At 69.9% G+C, this 17,579-nt stretch carries 11 protein-coding genes and 1 pseudogene; 2 read left to right on the top strand and 10 right to left on the bottom strand.

What is annotated here, in order from left to right; genetic code table 11:
• Positions 1 to 262 precede the first annotated feature (262 nt).
• Positions 263 to 409, top strand: a complete 147-nt coding sequence (locus O5O46_RS26740; RefSeq protein WP_269858144.1) for a hypothetical protein — start codon at positions 263 to 265, stop codon at positions 407 to 409.
• On the opposite strand, the gene O5O46_RS26745 is transcribed toward O5O46_RS26740, so the two are convergent.
• A complete protein-coding gene (locus O5O46_RS26745; RefSeq protein ID WP_269858170.1) occupies positions 406 to 3,207 on the bottom strand; it encodes a SpoIIE family protein phosphatase in 2,802 nt (933 codons plus the stop codon). The two genes, O5O46_RS26740 and O5O46_RS26745, sit on opposite strands and share 4 nt — an antisense overlap.
• A gap of 443 nt (positions 3,208 to 3,650) precedes the next feature.
• Between O5O46_RS26745 and O5O46_RS26750 the strand changes: the two genes are divergently transcribed.
• Positions 3,651 to 4,163 (top strand): DUF4142 domain-containing protein, encoded by a 513-nt coding sequence (locus tag O5O46_RS26750; protein WP_269858145.1) that lies wholly within the window; start codon positions 3,651 to 3,653, stop codon positions 4,161 to 4,163.
• A gap of 378 nt (positions 4,164 to 4,541) precedes the next feature.
• On the opposite strand, the gene O5O46_RS26755 is transcribed toward O5O46_RS26750, so the two are convergent.
• The 9 genes and pseudogenes from O5O46_RS26755 to O5O46_RS35660 all read right to left on the bottom strand — a co-directional run.
• Positions 4,542 to 5,822 carry an MFS transporter gene (locus O5O46_RS26755; protein ID WP_269858146.1) on the bottom strand — a complete coding sequence of 427 codons (1,281 nt, stop codon included), beginning with the start codon at positions 5,820 to 5,822 and terminating at the stop codon, positions 4,542 to 4,544.
• Entirely contained in the window at positions 5,822 to 7,069 is a 1,248-nt protein-coding gene (locus O5O46_RS26760) for an ATP-grasp domain-containing protein (protein ID WP_269858147.1), read from the bottom strand. The genes O5O46_RS26755 and O5O46_RS26760 overlap by 1 nt, the downstream gene beginning before the upstream one ends.
• 101 nt (positions 7,070 to 7,170) lie before the next feature.
• The gene (gene panD, locus O5O46_RS26765) at positions 7,171 to 7,593 is read right to left on the bottom strand and encodes an aspartate 1-decarboxylase (RefSeq protein ID WP_269858148.1); all 423 of its coding nucleotides are present in this window, start codon (positions 7,591 to 7,593) and stop codon (positions 7,171 to 7,173) included.
• A gap of 31 nt (positions 7,594 to 7,624) precedes the next feature.
• On the bottom strand, positions 7,625 to 8,569 hold the full coding sequence (locus tag O5O46_RS26770) for an ornithine carbamoyltransferase (RefSeq protein ID WP_269858149.1): 945 nt from the start codon (positions 8,567 to 8,569) through the stop codon (positions 7,625 to 7,627).
• A 151-nt stretch (positions 8,570 to 8,720) separates the two neighbouring features.
• Positions 8,721 to 12,725 carry a non-ribosomal peptide synthetase gene (locus O5O46_RS26775; protein WP_269858150.1) on the bottom strand — a complete coding sequence of 1,335 codons (4,005 nt, stop codon included), beginning with the start codon at positions 12,723 to 12,725 and terminating at the stop codon, positions 8,721 to 8,723.
• Positions 12,726 to 12,768: 43 nt separating this feature from the next.
• Positions 12,769 to 14,571 carry a non-ribosomal peptide synthetase gene (locus O5O46_RS26780; RefSeq protein ID WP_269858151.1) on the bottom strand — a complete coding sequence of 601 codons (1,803 nt, stop codon included), beginning with the start codon at positions 14,569 to 14,571 and terminating at the stop codon, positions 12,769 to 12,771.
• Positions 14,572 to 14,666: 95 nt separating this feature from the next.
• Complete coding sequence (sbnA, locus tag O5O46_RS26785) at positions 14,667 to 15,668, bottom strand: 2,3-diaminopropionate biosynthesis protein SbnA (protein ID WP_269858152.1); 1,002 nt, start codon at positions 15,666 to 15,668, stop codon at positions 14,667 to 14,669.
• Positions 15,669 to 15,718: 50 nt separating this feature from the next.
• Positions 15,719 to 16,723 (bottom strand): 2,3-diaminopropionate biosynthesis protein SbnB, encoded by a 1,005-nt coding sequence (gene sbnB, locus O5O46_RS26790; RefSeq protein ID WP_269858153.1) that lies wholly within the window; start codon positions 16,721 to 16,723, stop codon positions 15,719 to 15,721.
• A gap of 425 nt (positions 16,724 to 17,148) precedes the next feature.
• A pseudogene (locus O5O46_RS35660) lies at positions 17,149 to 17,473 on the bottom strand (3-beta hydroxysteroid dehydrogenase); the annotation flags it as partial.
• Between the last annotated feature and the right edge of the window lie 106 nt (positions 17,474 to 17,579).

The following is a 17,579-nucleotide window of genomic DNA, read 5'->3' on the forward strand; positions in this document are numbered from 1 at the left end:
GCCGACGCGAAGTCTCCGCACGACCTCCTACTGTTACCCGCGGACACCGGGACAATTCGCCAGCGGGCTTGTTGAGCTGCGGAGTTGACGGGCAGTCTGCCCGCCATCCGCGTCGGCTCCCCGTGCCGGGAAGCCGAGTCGGCGGGTCTGCGTACGGACGTTGCTGCCGTACGCAGACATGCGGCACGCCCTACGGCCGACAGAACCGTGGTCGCGGGTGCGGATGACACAACCCCAGCGGCGAGTTCTTCCCGCTGCCGCGGTGGCTGCGGCGGCAGACCGCGGCGCTGCCGGGCGGGCTGGTCTGCACCGGCTCCACGAGGACCTGCTACTGCACTACGGCGGGCTGGACCAGGACATCGCGGGCCTGGCCGTCCGGCTGCGCGGACCGGCGGGCCGGTCGGGCTAGAGATCGGAGTCGTCGAACTGCTCCAGGAGGGCATCGGCCAGGGAGCTGGCCGCAGCGGCGGTCGGCATCTCGCCGGTGAGGGGCTGCTCCGCCCAGATGACCTTGCCGGTCGGGGTGTACCGCGTGCCCCAGCGCTGCGCGAGCTGCGCCACCAGGAACAGTCCACGCCCGCCCTCGTCCGTGGTCGCCGCCCAGCGCAGCCGCGGCGAGGTGCTGCTGCCGTCCGACACCTCGCAGATCAGGCTGTGCTGCCGTAGCAGCCGCACCCGCACCGGCGGCGCGCCGTAGCGGATGGCGTTGGTGACCAGTTCGCTGAGGATCAGCTCGGTGGTGAAGCCGTGCTCCTCCAACTGCCACCGCCGCATGGTCTCCCCGCAGCGGGCTCGCGCCGAGGCCACCGCCGCCGGGTCCGAGGGCACGTCCCACTCGGCCACCATGGACGGGTCGAGCATCCGGGTGCGGGCGACCAGCAGGGCGGTGTCGTCGGTGGGGTGGGCGGGCACGAGGGCGCCGATCACGGCCTGGCACGTCTCGTCCGGGGCACGCCCGGCGGCCTGCTGAAGCGCCCGGCGTAGCCCGGCCAGGCCGACGTCGATGTCGCGGGTGCGGTCTTCGATCAGTCCGTCGGTGTAGAGGACCAGTTGCGAGCCCTCCGGCAGGCGCAGCTCGGCGGTCTCGAACGGGCCGCCGAGGCCGAGCGGGGGCGAGGCCGGCACATCGGGGAAGGCGACGCGGCCGTCCGGGTACGCAACGGCCGGTCCGGGGTGGCCGGCGCGGGCGAGCGTGCATGTGCCCGTCGCCGGGTCGTAGATCGCGTACAGGCAGGTGGCGCCGGTCATGCTGTGCGGCCTCTGGCCGTCCGGGCCGTGGGCCTGGTGCGCCTGGTCGGCGGTCTCTTCGCTGTCCATGCGCTGGACGAGTTCGTCCAGGTGGCCGAGCACCTCGTCGACCGGGATGTCGAGTGCCGAGAAGTTGTGTACCGCGGTGCGCAGCTGGCCCATCGTCACCGCCGCGTGCAGGCCGTGTCCGACGACGTCGCCGACGACGAGGGCCACGCGGGCGCCGGGCAGCGGGATGAAGTCGAACCAGTCGCCGCCCACCCCGGATTCGGCGGGCAGGTAGCGCCATGCGACCTCGAGGGCGTCCTGTTCGGGCAGATCGCGCGGCAGCAGGCTGCGCTGCAGGGTTGCCACCATGGTGTGCTCGCGCGCGAAGCGGCGCGCGTTGTCGATGCACACGGCCGCTCGGGCGGCCAGCTCCTCGGCGAGGGAGGCGTCCTCCGGGTCGTACGGCTGCGTGTGGCCGGTCCGGTAGAAGGTCGCCACGCCGAGGACGACGCCTCGGGCCCGCAGTGGCACGGTCACCATCGAGTGCAGGCCGCGCTCCAGCGCCGGTCCGCTGCGCTGCGGATCCTGCTGCCGCCAGCCGGCTGCCTGCCGCAGGTCGGTCTCCAGCACGGCCCGGCCGCGGTCCAGCGCCCGTATCTGCGGGGTGTCGGCCGCGAAGGTGATCAGCTCACCCACCGGGTACAGCGGCAGCGCCTCCCGCTCGCCGCTGATCGCGGTGCGCCGCATCCTGCGGTGTTCCTGCTGCGCGGGTTCGTTCCCGCGCAGGGCGGCGTCGAGCAGGTCGACGGTGACGATGTCGGCGAACCGGGGCACGGCCACCTCGGCCAGCTCCTGCGCGGTGCGGGCCACATCCAGCGTCGTGCCGATGCGCGTGCCCGACTCGTACAGCAGGCTGAGCCGCTCCCGGGCCATCTTGGCCCGGCCGGTGACGGTCGCGAGCTCGGTGGTGTCGCGCAGGGTCACGGCGCTGCCGCCCGGGCCGCCGGACGGGAAGGTCAGCCGCTTGTTGATGGCCAACAGGCGGTCCCGGGTCCGGCAGACCTCGTCGGTGACCGGCTTCGCGGAGGCCAGCAGGCCCGCCATGTCGGCGGCCAGCCCCAGCTCGCGCACGTTCCGCCCTTCGGCGTCAGCGGGCAGGGCCAACAGGCGCCGCGCCTCGTCGTTGGCAAGGAGGAGGCGCCCGGTGGCATCGGTGATCAGGACGCCTTCGCGCACGGCGTGCAAGACGGCGTCGTGGTGCTCGTACATCCGCGTCATCTGCGCCGGGCCCAAGCCGTGCGTCTGCCGACGCAAGCGCCGGGCCGTCAGGGCCGTCCCTGCGGTGGCCAGGGCCAGGGCCGCGGCGCCGGCGCCGAGGACGATGGGCAGCTGCGGTTTCCACAGCCCGGCGACGTCGCTGACGGTGTCGCCGGCCGACACCAGGCCGACGACGGTGCCGCCGGGCGCGGTGACGGGAACGACCGCCTGGATGCCCGCTCCCGCCTTGCCGCCGGGCAGGGGCGGCCCGCCAGCCTGTTCGATGACGGTGTGCCCGTGCAGCGCGGGGACGATCGTCCCGACGAACGGCTTCCCGATCTGCCGCGGGTCGGGATAGGTGTAGCGGATGCCGTGGGTGTTCATCACCACGATGAAGTCCACGCCGACCGCCTTGCGGGCGGCCTCGGCGCGCGGCTGCAGGACGGCCGTGGGGTTCGGGCCGCGCAGCGCCTGGACGATGCCGGGGCCGTGGGCGAAGGTCTGGGCGACGGCGACCGCTTCCCCGCGGGCCTGCTGTGTGGCGTCGCGCTGGGCCTGGACGACAAGGTCCGCCGCAGCGGCCGCCACCAGCAGCACGACGATCACGATCTGCAGGACGAAGACCTGCCCGGCGGCGCTGCGCAGGTTGGGCAGGGACTCGCGGCGGCGGGACGGGGTCCGTCCGGTCTGGAACCGCCGCAAACACCCCTTCATGTCCTCATTCAAGCACCGGCCTCCACGCGGCACGCCACAGCTCGGCGGGCTGGACGCGCTGGTCCTCGGCGCCGACGGGGCGAGGTGCCGGAGCGGCGTCGATGACGGGCGACGAACGGCAGCGGAGGGCTCGGGGTGGCGGCGAGGGTGCTCGGGCCACCTGGAGTCGGCTGTGCGACGCACCGCGCAACGCCTCTGGGACGGCGTCTTTGAACCTCGGTCCGTGGCAGGCCGTATCAACAGAGCAGATTCTCGTCGCCTGGCTGTTGAGGTCGGCGCAAAGGAATTCTCGGGAAAGAGGGATCGGTGTGGAGTTACGAGCGGTTCGGATTGCGCTGAGTGTCGCCTGTGGATTCGCTGTCGTGTGGCTTGTGGCGGCGTGCGGTGCTGGTCCGTCCTCGCGGGCCGGTGCCCGGGCCGCCGCGCCGACGACCAACAAGGGGGTGTCGGGCACTGATCTGAGCCTGAGGTCAACCTCGTTCGGTCCGCTCAGCGCGGCGGACCAGAAGCTGCTCGCACTCGTGCGGGAGACCAGCCTGCGGGAGATCACCACGTCCCAGATGGCCCTGAAGAAGTCGTCCAACGAGGGCGTCAAGCAGGCTGCCCAGATGATCAGCACGCAGCACGTTGAGCTTGAGCAGAGGGACCTCGACGTGGCCGGGAAGCTCGGCCTGCGGTTGCCGGACAAACCGAGCCCTGACATGCAGGTCGGGATCGATCGGATGCGGGGCGAGAACGGCACCGCTTTCGATGACGACTACGTGAACACGTTGCGCCAGGCGCACGGTGAGGCACTGATCCTTATCTCCAAGGTCCGGGCGGACTCGCAGAACTCGCTGGTCCGGTCCTTCGCAGACCTCGCTGATGGATTCATCAAGATGCATATCCAGGCTCTGGAGAAGACCGGCGATGTCGACTACTCCAAGCTGCCGGTGCCCACTCCTGATGCTGCCTGAGTCCTCCGCTGCCGTTCGGTCGCCCGGCCATCGACGCCAAACCGAACGACAAACAGCATCACCACAACGCTTCAGTGCTCGCCGCTGGTGGCTCCTCCACACAGCCCCGGAGGCCGGACGGAACGGGGAACAGTACCAACGTCAGCGTTCCGACGATCTTCCCGTCCGCACGGGCGACCAGGTTGCATCACACCGCACCATCCGCTCAACCGCCCCGTAGTCCAAGGGCCTTGCCTTCGCGGGCAGTTGGGGCAGCAACCTGCCGAACGCTTCCACGATCTCCTGGTTCGGCGAGCGGACGGCTTCGACCACAACGCTCATGGCGCAGAGCGTATCGATCAGTTGCTTCGACGGCGACGTGACGAACGGGTCGCATCGTCATCCGCCCGTGCGCACCCGTGTCTCACCGTCCCTGCGCGGTGGGCGTTCACCGTCCGGACGTCGGGCGGGTGCCAGCCGTCGGCCGCAGAGCAGGAGGAGGACGGGCAGGGGGACGGCGATGGCCGCACCGGCGAGGTACCAGGGGCTGGCTGGGCCGGCGTGGGCGGTAACGGCGAGGGCGAGCTGCGGCGCGGCCATCAGGCCGGCGTTCATGACGGCGGCGTACATACCCATGTTCCTTGATGCTGTCGCCGGGGACGACACCAGTGAGACGCAGCGGGTGAGTTCGGGGAAGACCACCATCTCCGCCAGTGTCCACACCAGCGTCGCCAGCAGCAGCGCCGGTCCCGACCGCACCGCCCCCATGAGGGCGAAGCCGCTGGCAGCCAGGGCGTACCCCATGGTGAGTGCCGGCACACTGCCGACGTCCCGCATCGCGGTGTTCAGTGGGATTTCGAAGAGCACGATGCTCCCGGCGCTGACCGCGAAGACCAGCCCCACCCACATGTCCGGCAGATGCAGGTCGCGCGGAACGTACACGCTGACGAAGGTCAGCGGCAGCGCGTACGCGTAGTGGATGGGAACGCTCAGCAGCAGCACGGCCCAGATCCTTCGGTCGCCGCCCGCTCTCGCCGCGGTCTGCGTTGCCGCCCGCGACTCAGGAACGTCAGGCTGCTTCCCGTCCGGCTGCGGCTCGACACGCGTCGCCCCGCGGGTGGCCAGGTAGAGCCCGGCGGCCGCCGCGGCGAGCGCGTTGAGCACGAACAGGGCGATGGGCCACCGGGGGAACAGGACCGCCCCGACCAGCGGTCCCGCTCCCATACCGAGGTTGATGGCAAGCCGGTTGAACGAGAAGGCGATCTTCAGGTCACGCGGTGGGGAGAGGCGGACGGTCTCCAGGTAGGAGGCGGGCATGAAGATCTCGTAGCAGAATCCCCACACCACGACGGCCAGCGCCAACAACGCCGGGGACCGTAGGTACGGCAGTGCCGTGACCGCGATGGCGTTCCCCGCCAGACCCGCCGTCATCAGCTTCCGGGCCGGCACGTGGCGAAGCAGCGGACCGGAGCTCAGGTCGGCCATCAGTGCGCCGACTCCGTAGCAGGCGACGACGAGGCCGACCGTCCCCGTCGCGTACCGGTGCTCGTTGACCAGGTACGCGGCGAGGAACGGCAGGACCACGCTTCCGCTCTGCAGGGTGAGTGTGGTCAGGAACAGGATGTGGTTGCCGGGGCCCAACCGGCGCAGTGTCTCGGCGGTGTTGCGGAGTAACGACATCACACCTGGTAGACCGAATCCTTGAGGGCGCGTACGCGTGCGTAGTCCGCGAGGATCTCCTCCTGGGTCCGCCCGGTGAGGTAGACCCGCATCGTGCAGGTGGCCAGATCGACGGTTGGCCGGATGCGCTGTCCCGGAGCCAGGTTCAGCACGGTCCGGTGCACGGTCGGCAGGGTGTTGATCCGCGCCACCACGTCTTCGTCGATGGCCCGGACGATGCCGTCGGCGGTGGTGGCGACGGTGTAACCCATCGCGGGTCGGCGGGGCCGGTAGGTGCCTGCGCCGTACCTTTCCAGGAACCGCTCGGGCTCGGCGAACGCCATGGCCACGAGGTCCGCCTGGTTCTGTCCCAGGCATTCGTCGTGCAGGCTGGGGAGCATTCCCCCACTGATGCGTGCGCCGGTTTCCACCAGGACCGGCCCGGCGGATGTCATCTTCACCTCGCTGTGGGCGGCGCCGTGCCGGATGTCCAGGGCGTCGAGCACGGTTCGCACGTACCGCGTCAGCTCGGGCACCGGGGGCTCGTCGGGCCGCAGCAGGATGTCCTTGTCGTACAGGTTCTTCCCGTTGACCAGGTTCTTCTCGTACTTCCAGACGCTGCTGACGAAGTGCTGTCCGTCCCGGCTCACGGTGTCCACGATGTATTCGTCACCGTCGAGGTACTCCTGCACCAGAACCTTGGTGTTGCGCAGACCGAATGAGTCCCGACCCGCCAGCAACTGCTCTGCCGCGCGCCGGACTTCTTCCAACGTCGAACAGATGACGACGCCGTCGGTGTTGCAGGAACTCAGCGGCTTGACCACCACCGGGTGGTCTCCGCGCGCTTCGGCCCACCGGACGACCGCATCCGCTCGGTCGCTCTGGAACTGCGCCGCGCTGCGCACACCGGCCGCGCGCAGCGCTTCCGCCATGGCGAACTTGTTGCGACGGGCGTCCGAGAGCCGGGAGCCGTTCGTCGGCAGGCCCAGCCGCTCGCTCAGACTGTCGGCCAGCGGTACCCCGGGTTCCTGACCGGCGATGACGCACAGCGGGTCGTATGCCTTGAGTTGGGCGACGGTCGACTCGTCGTCCGTGTGAACGATGTTCTCCTGGTAGGCGGCCGGGTCCGGGGGTGTCCAGGACGGGATGGGCTCCGGCGTGCTCTGCACATGGACGACTGACACACCCCGGCGGGCGAAGGCCGGTGGCAGTGCGGCGGCGTTGTAGTAGCCGTCCACGATGACGGCGACGGGACCGTTCACGGGCATGGCGCCCTGCCTTTCGAGAGTTGGGGCTGGACTGTTGGACGCGGTGAAACCGGCCGCCTGCCAGGGGCGTTGCCCACCGGCGGACGGCCGGGGCCGCCCACTCAGCGGGTGGCGCGCACCTCGTCCCCGCGCAGCGCCTCGGACAGCGAACCGGGGTCGGCGGGGTCATGGCCCAGCGACACGACCTTGTTGCGCTCGTCCACGAACACCACGCGCGGCTCCAGTTGGGCCGCCGTGTCCTCCGGGCACATCCGGTAGGCGATGATGATCACGAGGTCGCCGACGCCGATCAACCGGGCGGCGGCCCCGTTGATGCCCACCACTCCCGAGCCCTTCGGCCCCTGGATCAGGTAAGTGGAGAGCCGGTTGCCGTTGTTGATGTCGACGATGTCGACCTTCTCACCGGGCAGCAGCCCGGCGGCGGTCATCAGGTCCTCGTCCAGGGTCAGTGATCCGACATAGTGCAGGTCGGCCTGGGTGACGGTGGCCCGGTGGATCTTTGACTTGAGCATGGTCAGGTACATGGTTCTCCTCGGTATGGGGTTGCGGCCCGGTTCACTGCGGAAGACCTGCCAGGCACCACTCCAGGACGCCCATCGCGCCGTACAGCTTGTGCGCCGCCTGCTGGAAGGCGATGCTGCGTTCACCGTCCAGGACGTCGGCGTCGACCTCCTCGCCGCGGTGAGCGGGAAGGTCGTGCATGAAGACCGCCGACGGGTAGCGCTTCATCAGGACCGAGTCCACCCGGAACGGGGAGAAGGTCTGCCGCCAGTCGGGGTCGTCCTTGGTGGTTCCGGTGGTCTGCCAGCGTGTGGTGTAGACGACGTCGACCTCGTCCGGCAGCCCGTCCATGTGGTGGTTCTCCTCCACCAGCGCCTGATGTGCGGTGGCGTACTCGGCCGCCCGGTTCAGCGCGGGCTGCGGCAGGCCGTAGCCGGCCGGCGTACGCAGGTGGAGTTCGGCGCCCCGGTAGCGCGGCAGGGCGAGTGCCAGGGCCGCGGCGGTGTTGTTGCCCTCCCCCACGTACAGCACGCGCAGGCCCTCCAGGCGGCCGAGGGCGGTGAGCATCGCCGACAGGTCGGTGATCGCCTGGGTGGGGTGCTCGTCCTCGGTCATCGCGTTGACCACGGACATGGAGTTCCAGGAGGCCATGGTGCGCAGTTCGTCCGCGCCGGCCGAGGTCCGGGCCACCAGGCCGTCCAGCATCATGCCGAGCACCCGGCCGGTGTCGATCGCGGCTTCCCCGGTGTTCTCCTGCAGGTCACCGGAGCCGTACGCGACGAGTTGCGCGCCGAGCCGCAGGGCGCCGACGGAGAACGCGGTGCGGGTCCGAGTGGAGGTGGTACGGAAGTACGTCCCCACCACCCGGCCGGCGAGCGGGCCGTTCGGCTGGAGCGTGCCGCGCGCGTACTCGTGCGACCGGCGGACCAGGGCGTACAGCTCCTCGTCGGTGACGTCGTTGAGCGACAGGAGGTGCCGTACGGGGTTGGAGTGACTCAATCTCGTCTCCTAGATGGGTGGTTGGGCGTGCGGCCCGGCGGTCGGGCCGGGGCGTCGTGCCGGGGGTGGTGAACGCGTTGCCGCGCGGGTGGAGGAGGCGCGGGGCGAGGGCGGCGCCGTGGCTGGTCGCCACGTTGGACCTGATCGCTGATCACCCGCTCCGCACGGTGCGGGCGGCGAGACGGGCGAGCAGTCCTCGTGCTGAGTCGTCGACACCGGGGGCGCGCATCATGTCGTAGTGGTCGGCCTCGACGGTGGCCTCGGTCCAGGGACCGGAGGTGAACCGCTGCCAGTCGGTGCGTGCGACGCTGCCGTCGCGGAGGCTGGGTGCGGCGTACACGGCGTGCAGGGGGGCGTGCAACGGGACGGGCTGCCAGTCGCGGAACAGTTCCGTCTGGTGACGTATCACCTCGAAGTGCCCCGGCAACGCGGTGTTGTCCGCCGTGCTGCCAAGCGCACGCGTCCGTTGCTGTACGGACCTCAGCGACGAGTCGTCGAGCCGTTCCCCGTCCGCCACCGCCGTCAGCAACTCGGTGACCAGCGGGGCGTGTCGCTGGAGCGCTTCGGCGCCGTAGGCGGCCCGCAGCGCCATCCGCAGCGACTCCCGGTCGCCCAGGGGTTCCTCGGTGCCGACGCCGCAGTCCCATATCTCCGTGAACTCGATCTGGACGCCGCGCGCCTCCAGTTCGGCGGCCACCGCGAGCGCGATGAACCCGCCGAGCGACCAGCCGAACAGCATCAGTCGCGGCGCGGGGACCCGCTGGGTGAGCTGGTCGGCGTACCGCACGGCCAGTTCGGCAACGTCCGCCGGTTCGGGGCCGGTTCCCGCGGCCGAAGGCGAACGCACGCCCCACACCGTCGTCGTCTGCGGCAGCAGACGCAGCAGTGGCTGGTACGGATACAGCGATCCGCCCAGGGGGTGGAACAGGACCAACGGCGTTTGCCCGTCGCTGGATTCGGCTCCTTCGGCGAGCGGTACGACCAGTCCGTCCGCGGCTTCGCCGGAGTCGCCCGCGGTACGGATGGTCGCCATCTCGGCCCGCAGCGCCTCGGACATCGCCGCCAGGGTCCGGCAGCCGAACACGGTCCGCAACGGCAGTTGGACGTCGAACTCCTTCCGCACCTCGCGCACCAGCCGACTGGCCAGCAGTGAGTTCCCGCCGAGGGAGAAGAAGTCATCACCACCGCAGGGGCTTTCCCGGCCGAGCAGCCGGGCCCACACGGAGGCCAGGCGCTGCTGGACCGGATCCGCCGGGTGGGATCGCGGCCTGGTCTCCTGCCGCTGGTCGGCGCTGGCCGCGAGTGCGGTGGCATCCAGCTTCCCTGACGTGGTACGTGGCAGCCGAGGCAGGATCGCGTACGACGCGGGGACCATGTACGAGGGCAGTCGGGCCTCAGCGAACGCGCGTACCGGCTCCGGCCCGGACGCCGGGTCGGCCAGGACGAGGCCCGCGTGCAGTGTCGCCGCGGGTGTGCCGGGACGGGCCACCACCACGGCGGCGTCCGCCACACCGGGAGCCGCCCGCAGGACGGAGGTGATCTCCATCGGTTCGATGCGGTAGCCGCGCAGCTTGATCTGCTCGTCGCCGCGTCCGATGAACTCCAGGTCGCCTCTGCCGAGTCGGCGCACCACATCACCGGTCGCGTAGCTGCGGGTGCCGTCCGCGGCCTGGAGGAAGCGCTCGGCGGTGAGGTCCGCTCGGCCGACGTATCCGACCGCCAACTGCGGCCCGGACAGGTGCAGTTCGCCGGGGAAGCCGTTCGGCACCGGACGCAGCCGGGAGTCCACGATCCGCGCGGTCACCCCCGCGAGCGGCTTGCCGATGACCGGCCGGGGATCGGTGTGCCGGATCCGGCAGCCGGTGGCGTTCACGGTGAACTCCGTCGGGCCGTAGACGTTGAACGCGCGGGTGGGGGCCGAGGCCAGGCGCCGCCACAGTTCCGAGGGCAGTGCCTCTCCACCGAGTACCAGGGTCTGCGGCACGTGTGCGTTCTGGTCGAGCAGCCCGGCGTCGACCAGCGAGCCGATGTGGGTGGGCGTTCCGTCCAGCGCGTCGATGGCGTTGTCGCGTACGAAGGCGACCATCGCCTCCGGGTCCGCGCGGACCTCGTCCGGCACCGGGTGGAGTATGTGCCCGGAACGCAGGAGTTGGGTGCCCTGCCAGGAGGCGTCGAAGGAGAACGGCGCGTTGACCGCCACCCTGGATGCCTCCGGCAACTCGCCGAAGGCCAGCCGGTCCATGGCCTGGCCGAACGCCGACAGGCTCAGGTGCCGCACCGCGACCGGCTTCGGCGGACCGCTGGTACCGGAGGTGAAGATCAGGTACGCGATGTCGTCCAGCCCTGGGGGGCAGACGGGGGACGACACCTTGTCCCGCGCATGGTGTTCCGCACCACCGGGTGTGTCGGCCACCGAAGGGACGGGCACACGACGCACACCGGCGAACGCTGGGGCGGTCTCGGTTCCGGCGTCGACCAGTACCACGCGTATGCCCGCTGCTTCCACCATCGAGCGCAGCCGGTCGGCTGGCAGGGCCGGGTCGAGGGCCGCGCAGGTGGCCCCGGCCGACCAGACACCGAACAACGCGCAGGTCTGCTCGATGGACCGGCCGACCGCGACCCCGACGGTGTCACCCGGCTCGACGCCCGCCTCGGCGAGCGCCCGCCCCACCAGATCGGCCCGGTGGACGAACTGCGCGTAGGTCAGCTCCTCCTTCCCGAAGACGAGCGCGGGCCGGTGCGGATGGAGCACGGCCCGATCACGTACCGCCGCCGGGAGCGGGACCAGGTCACGTGTCGCGAGGGCCGGACCGGTCAGCTCCTGCCAGGACGCGGCGTCCTCCTGCGGCCCGGCGAGCGGCAGGAGTTCCACCGCCGACGCCGGGTCGGCGCACAGCGCGCCCAGCAGTGTGGTGAACGCTTCGGCCACGGCCTCGGCGGTCGCCGCGTCGTAGAGCTCCGTGCGGTATTCGAGGTAGCTCTGCACGCCGGGGGTGGCCGCAAGGTGGAGGGTGAAGTCGAACTTCGCCGTCCCCGGGTCGATCGGCAACCGTGTGGCGGACACCGCGGGCAGGCGCAGTTCGCCTGCCTCGTAGTGCAGTTCCAAAGCCACGTGGAACACCGAGGCGCGCCCGTCTCCGGAGCGGTTCAGTGCGGCCAGGATCTCGTCGAACTCGACGCCGACGTGCTCCATCGAGTCGAGCACGGTCGTATGCACCTGCCGCAGCAGTTCGGTGCTCGAAGCGCTCTCGTCGACTTGGAGGCGCAACGGGACGGTCTTCAGGAAGTAGCCGACCGCGTCCTCTGCGTCCGCCTCCGAGCGCATGTTCATGGTGGTGCCGATCAGCATGTCCTCGGAGCGGGCGAACCTGGAGAGGACGACGGACAGCGCGGCGGCGGCCACGGCGAAGGGTGAGACCCGCGACGCCGCGGCGGCGGCCCGCACCCGGCCGAACCAGCCATCGTCCAGCGGCAGTCGGCACCTGGCTCCCAGATGCCCGACGAGTGGGCCGGGGGTGTGGTCGGCCGGAAACGGCGACCTGTCGGCTGCGCCCTCCAGTCGGCCGATCCAGTAGTCGAGGTCGGCCTGCCGCTGCTCCTCCCCCACCGCCGTCCTCAGCAGCCGCTGTGCGCCGAGCGGGTCAGGGTGCGGCGCGGGCAGGGCGGAACCGGCGTAGAGGTCGCCGAGTTCCTCGAAGAGCACCCGGAAGCTCTCACCGTCGCAGACCAGATGGTGCAGCACCAGGACGAACAGCCACTCCTCCTCCGTGCAGCGGATCAGGTGCGCCAGCACCAAGGGGCCGCCGTCCAGGTCGAAGGTCTGACGCGTTGCCTCGGCGACGGCACGCTCTCCCAGCAGCAGGGCCCGCTCCGCGGGATGGGCGCGCAGATCCAGTTCCTCGCGGGGAAAGGAACCGGCTGGCAGGACCCGCACCAGCGGCCGGTCGTCCTCGTCCGTGGTGACCACCGTGCGCAGTGCCGGGTGCCGCTCGTAGAGCGCGTCCAAGGCGCTGATCAGGGCAGCCCGGTCCACTGGTCCGGTCAACCGGAAACCCTCGGCCTCGGTGTAGACGGGAAGGTCTTCGGTGATCCTGCTCGCGGTCCACACCGGGCGCTGGATGGCCGGCATCGGGCTGAGGCCCGCGGGGTCGTGCATGCTTGACTACCTCTCAGGGGGACTCTCAGGGGGATACGAGCGTTCACCGCTGCGGGGACGCCGTGTCGGCGGCCGAGACGGCGGTCCTCACGAGCTCTGCCTGCGCGCCCAGCGTCGCCATCCGCATCAGTTGCACGGCGTTGAGCCGGACCCCGAAGCGGGCGCGGATGGTCTTGACGATGCGCATCACGTCCAGCGAAGTGCCGCCCAGCGCGAAGAAGTCCGTCTCGGCGTCCGAGGGTGCGGTGCCCAGCACCTCCTGCCACACGGCGGCGAGCACACCGGTCACCTCGTCCGGGCAGCCGTCCGTCGTCCCTGGCGTGGCCTCTTGTCGTGGCCCCCAGGTCGTCGGTTCCGGCAGGGCGCGCCGGTCGACCTTGCCGTTGGGGGTGCGCGGCCATTCGTCGACGGTCACGTAGGCACCGGGCATCATGTGCCGGGGAAGTCGGGCCGCCGCGTGGGCGCGAAGCCGTTCCTCCTCGATGGCCGATCCCCGCTTCGGCCGGAGGTAGGCCACCAGGCGCTGATCCGCGCCGTCCTGCCGGGGCAGCACGACCGCCTCCGCCACGGCTGGATCCTCCGCCAACCAGCACTCGATCTCGCCTGGTTCGACGCGGTGTCCGCGGATCTTGACCTGGTGATCGGCGCGACCCAGCAGTTCGAGTTCTCCGTCGGCGTTGAGGCTGCCCAGGTCGCCGGTGCGGTAGAGCCTGCCGTCGGGCGGGCCGAAGGGGTCGGGCACGAAGCGTTCGGCCGTGAGATCCGGTCGCCCCGCGTAGCCGAGGGTGACACCGCCGCCGCCGATCCAGACCTCTCCGCGCTCTCCCGGCGCGACCGGCTGGCGCTGTTCGTCCAGGATGTGAACGGTGGTGTCCGGCAGCGGCCGTCCGACCGGTACGGCACCTTGCTCGGTGGCGGTGACCAGATGGGCGGTCGACCAGATGGTGGTTTCGGTCGGTCCGTAGATGTTCCAGACCTGCTCGGCGCGTGCGCACAACTCGGCCGCCAGGGACGGCGACAGCGGCTCGCCGCCGCACAGGGCCACCCGCAGTCCGCCGCTCCAGCCGCCGTCGAGCAACAGGCTCCAGGCCAGCGGCGTGGCCTGCAGGACGGTGGCTCCGCAGCCGTCCACCAGGTCGCGCAGCGCCCGGCCGTCGAGCACCTGCTGGTCCTCCGCTATCACCACGGACCCGCCGTACAGGAGAGGGAGGAACAGGTCGATGAGGACCGGGTCGAAGGAGGCGGAGGTGATCGACAGCCAGACGTCGTCCGGTTCCGGGCTGACCACCGACGCCATCGCCAGCACGCCCTTGGTCAGACAACGGTGGTCCACCGCAACGGCTTTGGGGCGGCCGGTGGAACCGGAGGTGTACATCAGATAGGCGAGATCGTCCTGCCGGGCGGACCGACGCGCCGCTGAGCCCGTCACCGTCGGCGGCGTTCCGGGATCCGGATCGTCCAGCAGCAGGACATCGCCTGTCGTCTCGCGGTTGACGAGCCGGCCGACCGTGAGGGTGAGCCTGGCATCGGCATCCCTGAGCATGTACGTCTGTCGTTCCGCTGGATAGGCGGGATCCACCGGGACGAAGGCGGCGCCCGCGAGGAGGGTCCCCAGCAGCGCCACCGGTAGGTCGGTCGAACGGTCGATGCTGACCGCCACCCGATCGCCAGAACCGATACCACGGCGCTCCAGCCGATGCGACAACTCCTCTGCGGTATTGCGTAATTGACGGTAGGTCAGCGCGTGGTCGCCGCAGCGCACCGCCGTCCTTCCGGGGGTCCGCTCCGCCTGCCGGAGGATCAGTTCGTGCAGTCCGCATGGCGGCCACGGGGGCCCTGCGGGCATGTCCGGCATCTCGGTTCTGCCTTTCTGGTCTGCTTGGTGGCTCAGGAAGCGTGCGTGCCGGGCCGAGGCGCTCCGCACGGGAGGGAGCGACGAGGTCACTCCGGGGCGCCGGACACCAGGAGGGAGCCGCTGGGGAGAGGCTGGTCCAGAACGTCGGGGCCGTAGTTACGGCGGACCCAGCCGGGCTCGTAGACCGAGTCGAGGTAGCGCTCCCCGAGATCGGGTGAGATGGCGACCGCCGTGCAGTCCCCGTCCGGGCGGTTTTCGGCCAGCCAGCGGACGGCGCCGCGCACCACGGTCCCGGTGGAACCGCCGAGCAGGTAGCCGTGTGCTGCGAGGTGACGGCAGGTCCCGATGGTCTCCTCCTCCGGCACGAGCACCACGTCATCGAGCAGCGACTCGTCCAGGAACTGCGGCCGTACGCCGGAGCCCAGTCCGGGGATCATCCGTACGCCGGCCGCGCCGCCGAAGGAGACCGAGCCGACCGAGTCGACGGCTACGACGGTCACCTCTGGGCGGTACTGCCGGAAGTACCGGGCACACCCCATCAAGGTGCCGGTTGTCCCCGCCCCGATGAACAGCACGTCCAGCTGGGAGAAACTGCGGGCGACCGTCGGAGCGGTACGGCGGTAGTGCGCCATCCAGTTGTTGGGGTTTGCGTACTGATTCAGCCACACGTACCGGCTGTCGGATACACACAGATCACGCACGTAATCCAGGCGCGCACCGAGGTAACCACGTTCACTATCCGGGCTGGTGACCGTGTGCACGGTACATCCGAACGCTTCCATCAGTTCACGAGTGGCCGTGTTGCACCGTTCGTCAGTCACACACACGAACCGGTATCCGCGGCTCGCCGCGAGCATGGCCAGGGCGACACCGAGGTTTCCCGAAGACGACTCGACGATGATGGAGTCCGGGGACAGCTGGCCACTGCGCTCGGCGGCGTCCAACATCTCCGTGGCCGCCTTCAGTTTGATGGAGCCCGCGAAGTTGAACCCCTCGCACTTCAGATACAAGGGCCAGGAGACAACTGGTCCGAGATCAACGTACAGGTCATCGACATTGAAATCCTCAGGCCTGGTGACAATCGGCACTCAATACCTCGTCTCACGCATGGAGCCTGGAGCGATCCGCGTACCGGCCGTCATCCGTACCGACGCAACTCGGAGAAAAAGCCCTCCACGACGGCCAGTTCGCCGGACCGGCGCGTTTCCTCCCAGACCCGCCTGCCGACCGCAAGATCCAGGACCCCCAGCCCGAAGGGCGAGAAAACGACCGGGCGGTCTTCTGGAATCCGGACGGCACCGCGCATGACGTCACACAACGTGCCGGTTATGAAGTCCCGATGGCCGGTCTGCTGTTCGGCCAGATGTGGCGAGGTGTTTGCTTTCAGACAATGCTCGACGTCGTCCACCACGTTCGTCGAGCCGAGGATGATCTCCGGGGAGAGGTCACGCAGCGAGATGTGCAGCACGAGGGGGTTGTGCGAGAACCACTCGGGCGCGTGAATGTGCGGCGCACCCGCGATCGTCGCGAACACCACCAGGTCAGATGACCTGATCAGGTCCTCCGCGGTGCTGTGGACCACGACATCTCCGCCGCCGCCAGCTGCCTGGAGGTATCCGCGGAACCCCTCACTGTGGTCTGCGGAAAGATCGTGGATGCCGACCTTCTCGAAATCCCAGCCGGTGCCCACCAGATAGGTGTGGATGTAGCGCGCGATCAGCCCGGTTCCGATGAAGCCGATGCGCTTGGCAGGTGCCCTGTCCCGGCTGAGCCAGTCGGCAGCGAGTGCCGCGGACGCGGCGGTGCGCACCGCGCTGATGACGGAGCCCTCCATACAGGCGTACGGATAGCCGGTCTCAGGATCGTTCAACACCAGTACGGCAGAGGCGCGGGGAATGCCCCGGGCGACATTTCCCGGGAAGCTGGATATCCATTTGATGCCGTCCACGGCGGCATCTGATTCCCCGCCGAGAGCGGCTGGCAGCGCGATGATGCGCGCATCAGGGCGGTCAGGGAAGCGAAGAAAGTACGACGGCGGGTTGACCGTCTGGTCGGCGCCGTGCAGCCGGTAGGTGGCCGCGACCAGTTCGGTGATCTCCTTTTCGCGCCCGGATAGCGCCCTCTTGACCTGGGCTCCGGACACGACGCTGAACTGCGGAATATCGGGGTAGGCCGTCTCGTGTAACTGTGCACTCACCTGCGACGTCCTTTCTTGGTCGAGGTTCTGTCTGCCGAGATATCAGCAAAGAACGGCAGCCCTAACGAACGGCTGTCCGGGCCGATTGCCGGGTGGCGGTGAGAACCGCACCGTTGGCGATCATAGCCCGGGCCAGTTTCGTTGAACACCGGCCGCTACCGGAGCCGAGCGTTTGCCGATGGATTCAGCATTGCCCCCTTAGGGGTTAGGCGAATCGGAGCAGGGGTGGACACCGGGTTGATTTACAGCTCCACCCGTGATCCTTCTTTTGACGGATCACGGGTGGAGGCGAAGTCCTCGATGGATACCCCTTCGTGGGCCGACGCCCCTGGTCGACCGGGACTCGCTGTCGGTAAATGCCGAGCGGACGGGGCCGTCCGGAAGTAGTGGCCCCTCTTCGAGGTCGTCGACGAGCCCGGGCCGGGTCGGCTGCCAGGCCATCAGTTCGCGGGTGAGCGCGCACGACGTCGGGACGTCGGCCGCGAGGAAGGCCCCGAGCCAGCCGAATTGCCGGTCCGCGTCCTCGGGAGAGACGGAGACCACCGGCAGGTCGAGGCGACGGCCGATCACCTCGGCGACGGTACGGATCGGCAGGCCCTCCTCGGCGATGCGGTGCAGTACCGATGGCGCCGGGGCCTTCTCCAGCGCCAGGCGGAACAGTTGCGCGGCATCACGCCGGTGTACGGCGCACCAGCGGCGAACGACACCTGCGCACTGCGTTCAGCAATTACGCCGAGCACTACAACACCGCCCGCGCCCACCGCAGCCTGGGCCTACGAGGCCCCCGACGATCCGAACGTCA

Origin of the sequence: Streptomyces sp. RPT161, from assembly GCF_027533845.1 — a bacterium.
Lineage (GTDB): Bacteria > Actinomycetota > Actinomycetes > Streptomycetales > Streptomycetaceae > Streptantibioticus_A > Streptantibioticus_A silvisoli_A.

What these genes read in the sequence shown, in the direction of transcription:
- O5O46_RS26745 (WP_269858170.1), bottom strand. Translation starts at nt 3,207, where the DNA reads ATGAAGGGGTGTTTGCGGCGGTTCCAGACCGGACGGACCCCGTCCCGC.
- O5O46_RS26755 (WP_269858146.1), bottom strand. Translation starts at nt 5,822, where the DNA reads ATGTCGTTACTCCGCAACACCGCCGAGACACTGCGCCGGTTGGGCCCC.
- O5O46_RS26760 (WP_269858147.1), bottom strand. Translation starts at nt 7,069, where the DNA reads ATGCCCGTGAACGGTCCCGTCGCCGTCATCGTGGACGGCTACTACAAC.
- panD (WP_269858148.1), bottom strand. Translation starts at nt 7,593, where the DNA reads ATGTACCTGACCATGCTCAAGTCAAAGATCCACCGGGCCACCGTCACC.
- O5O46_RS26775 (WP_269858150.1), bottom strand. Translation starts at nt 12,725, where the DNA reads ATGCACGACCCCGCGGGCCTCAGCCCGATGCCGGCCATCCAGCGCCCG.
- O5O46_RS26780 (WP_269858151.1), bottom strand. Translation starts at nt 14,571, where the DNA reads ATGCCCGCAGGGCCCCCGTGGCCGCCATGCGGACTGCACGAACTGATC.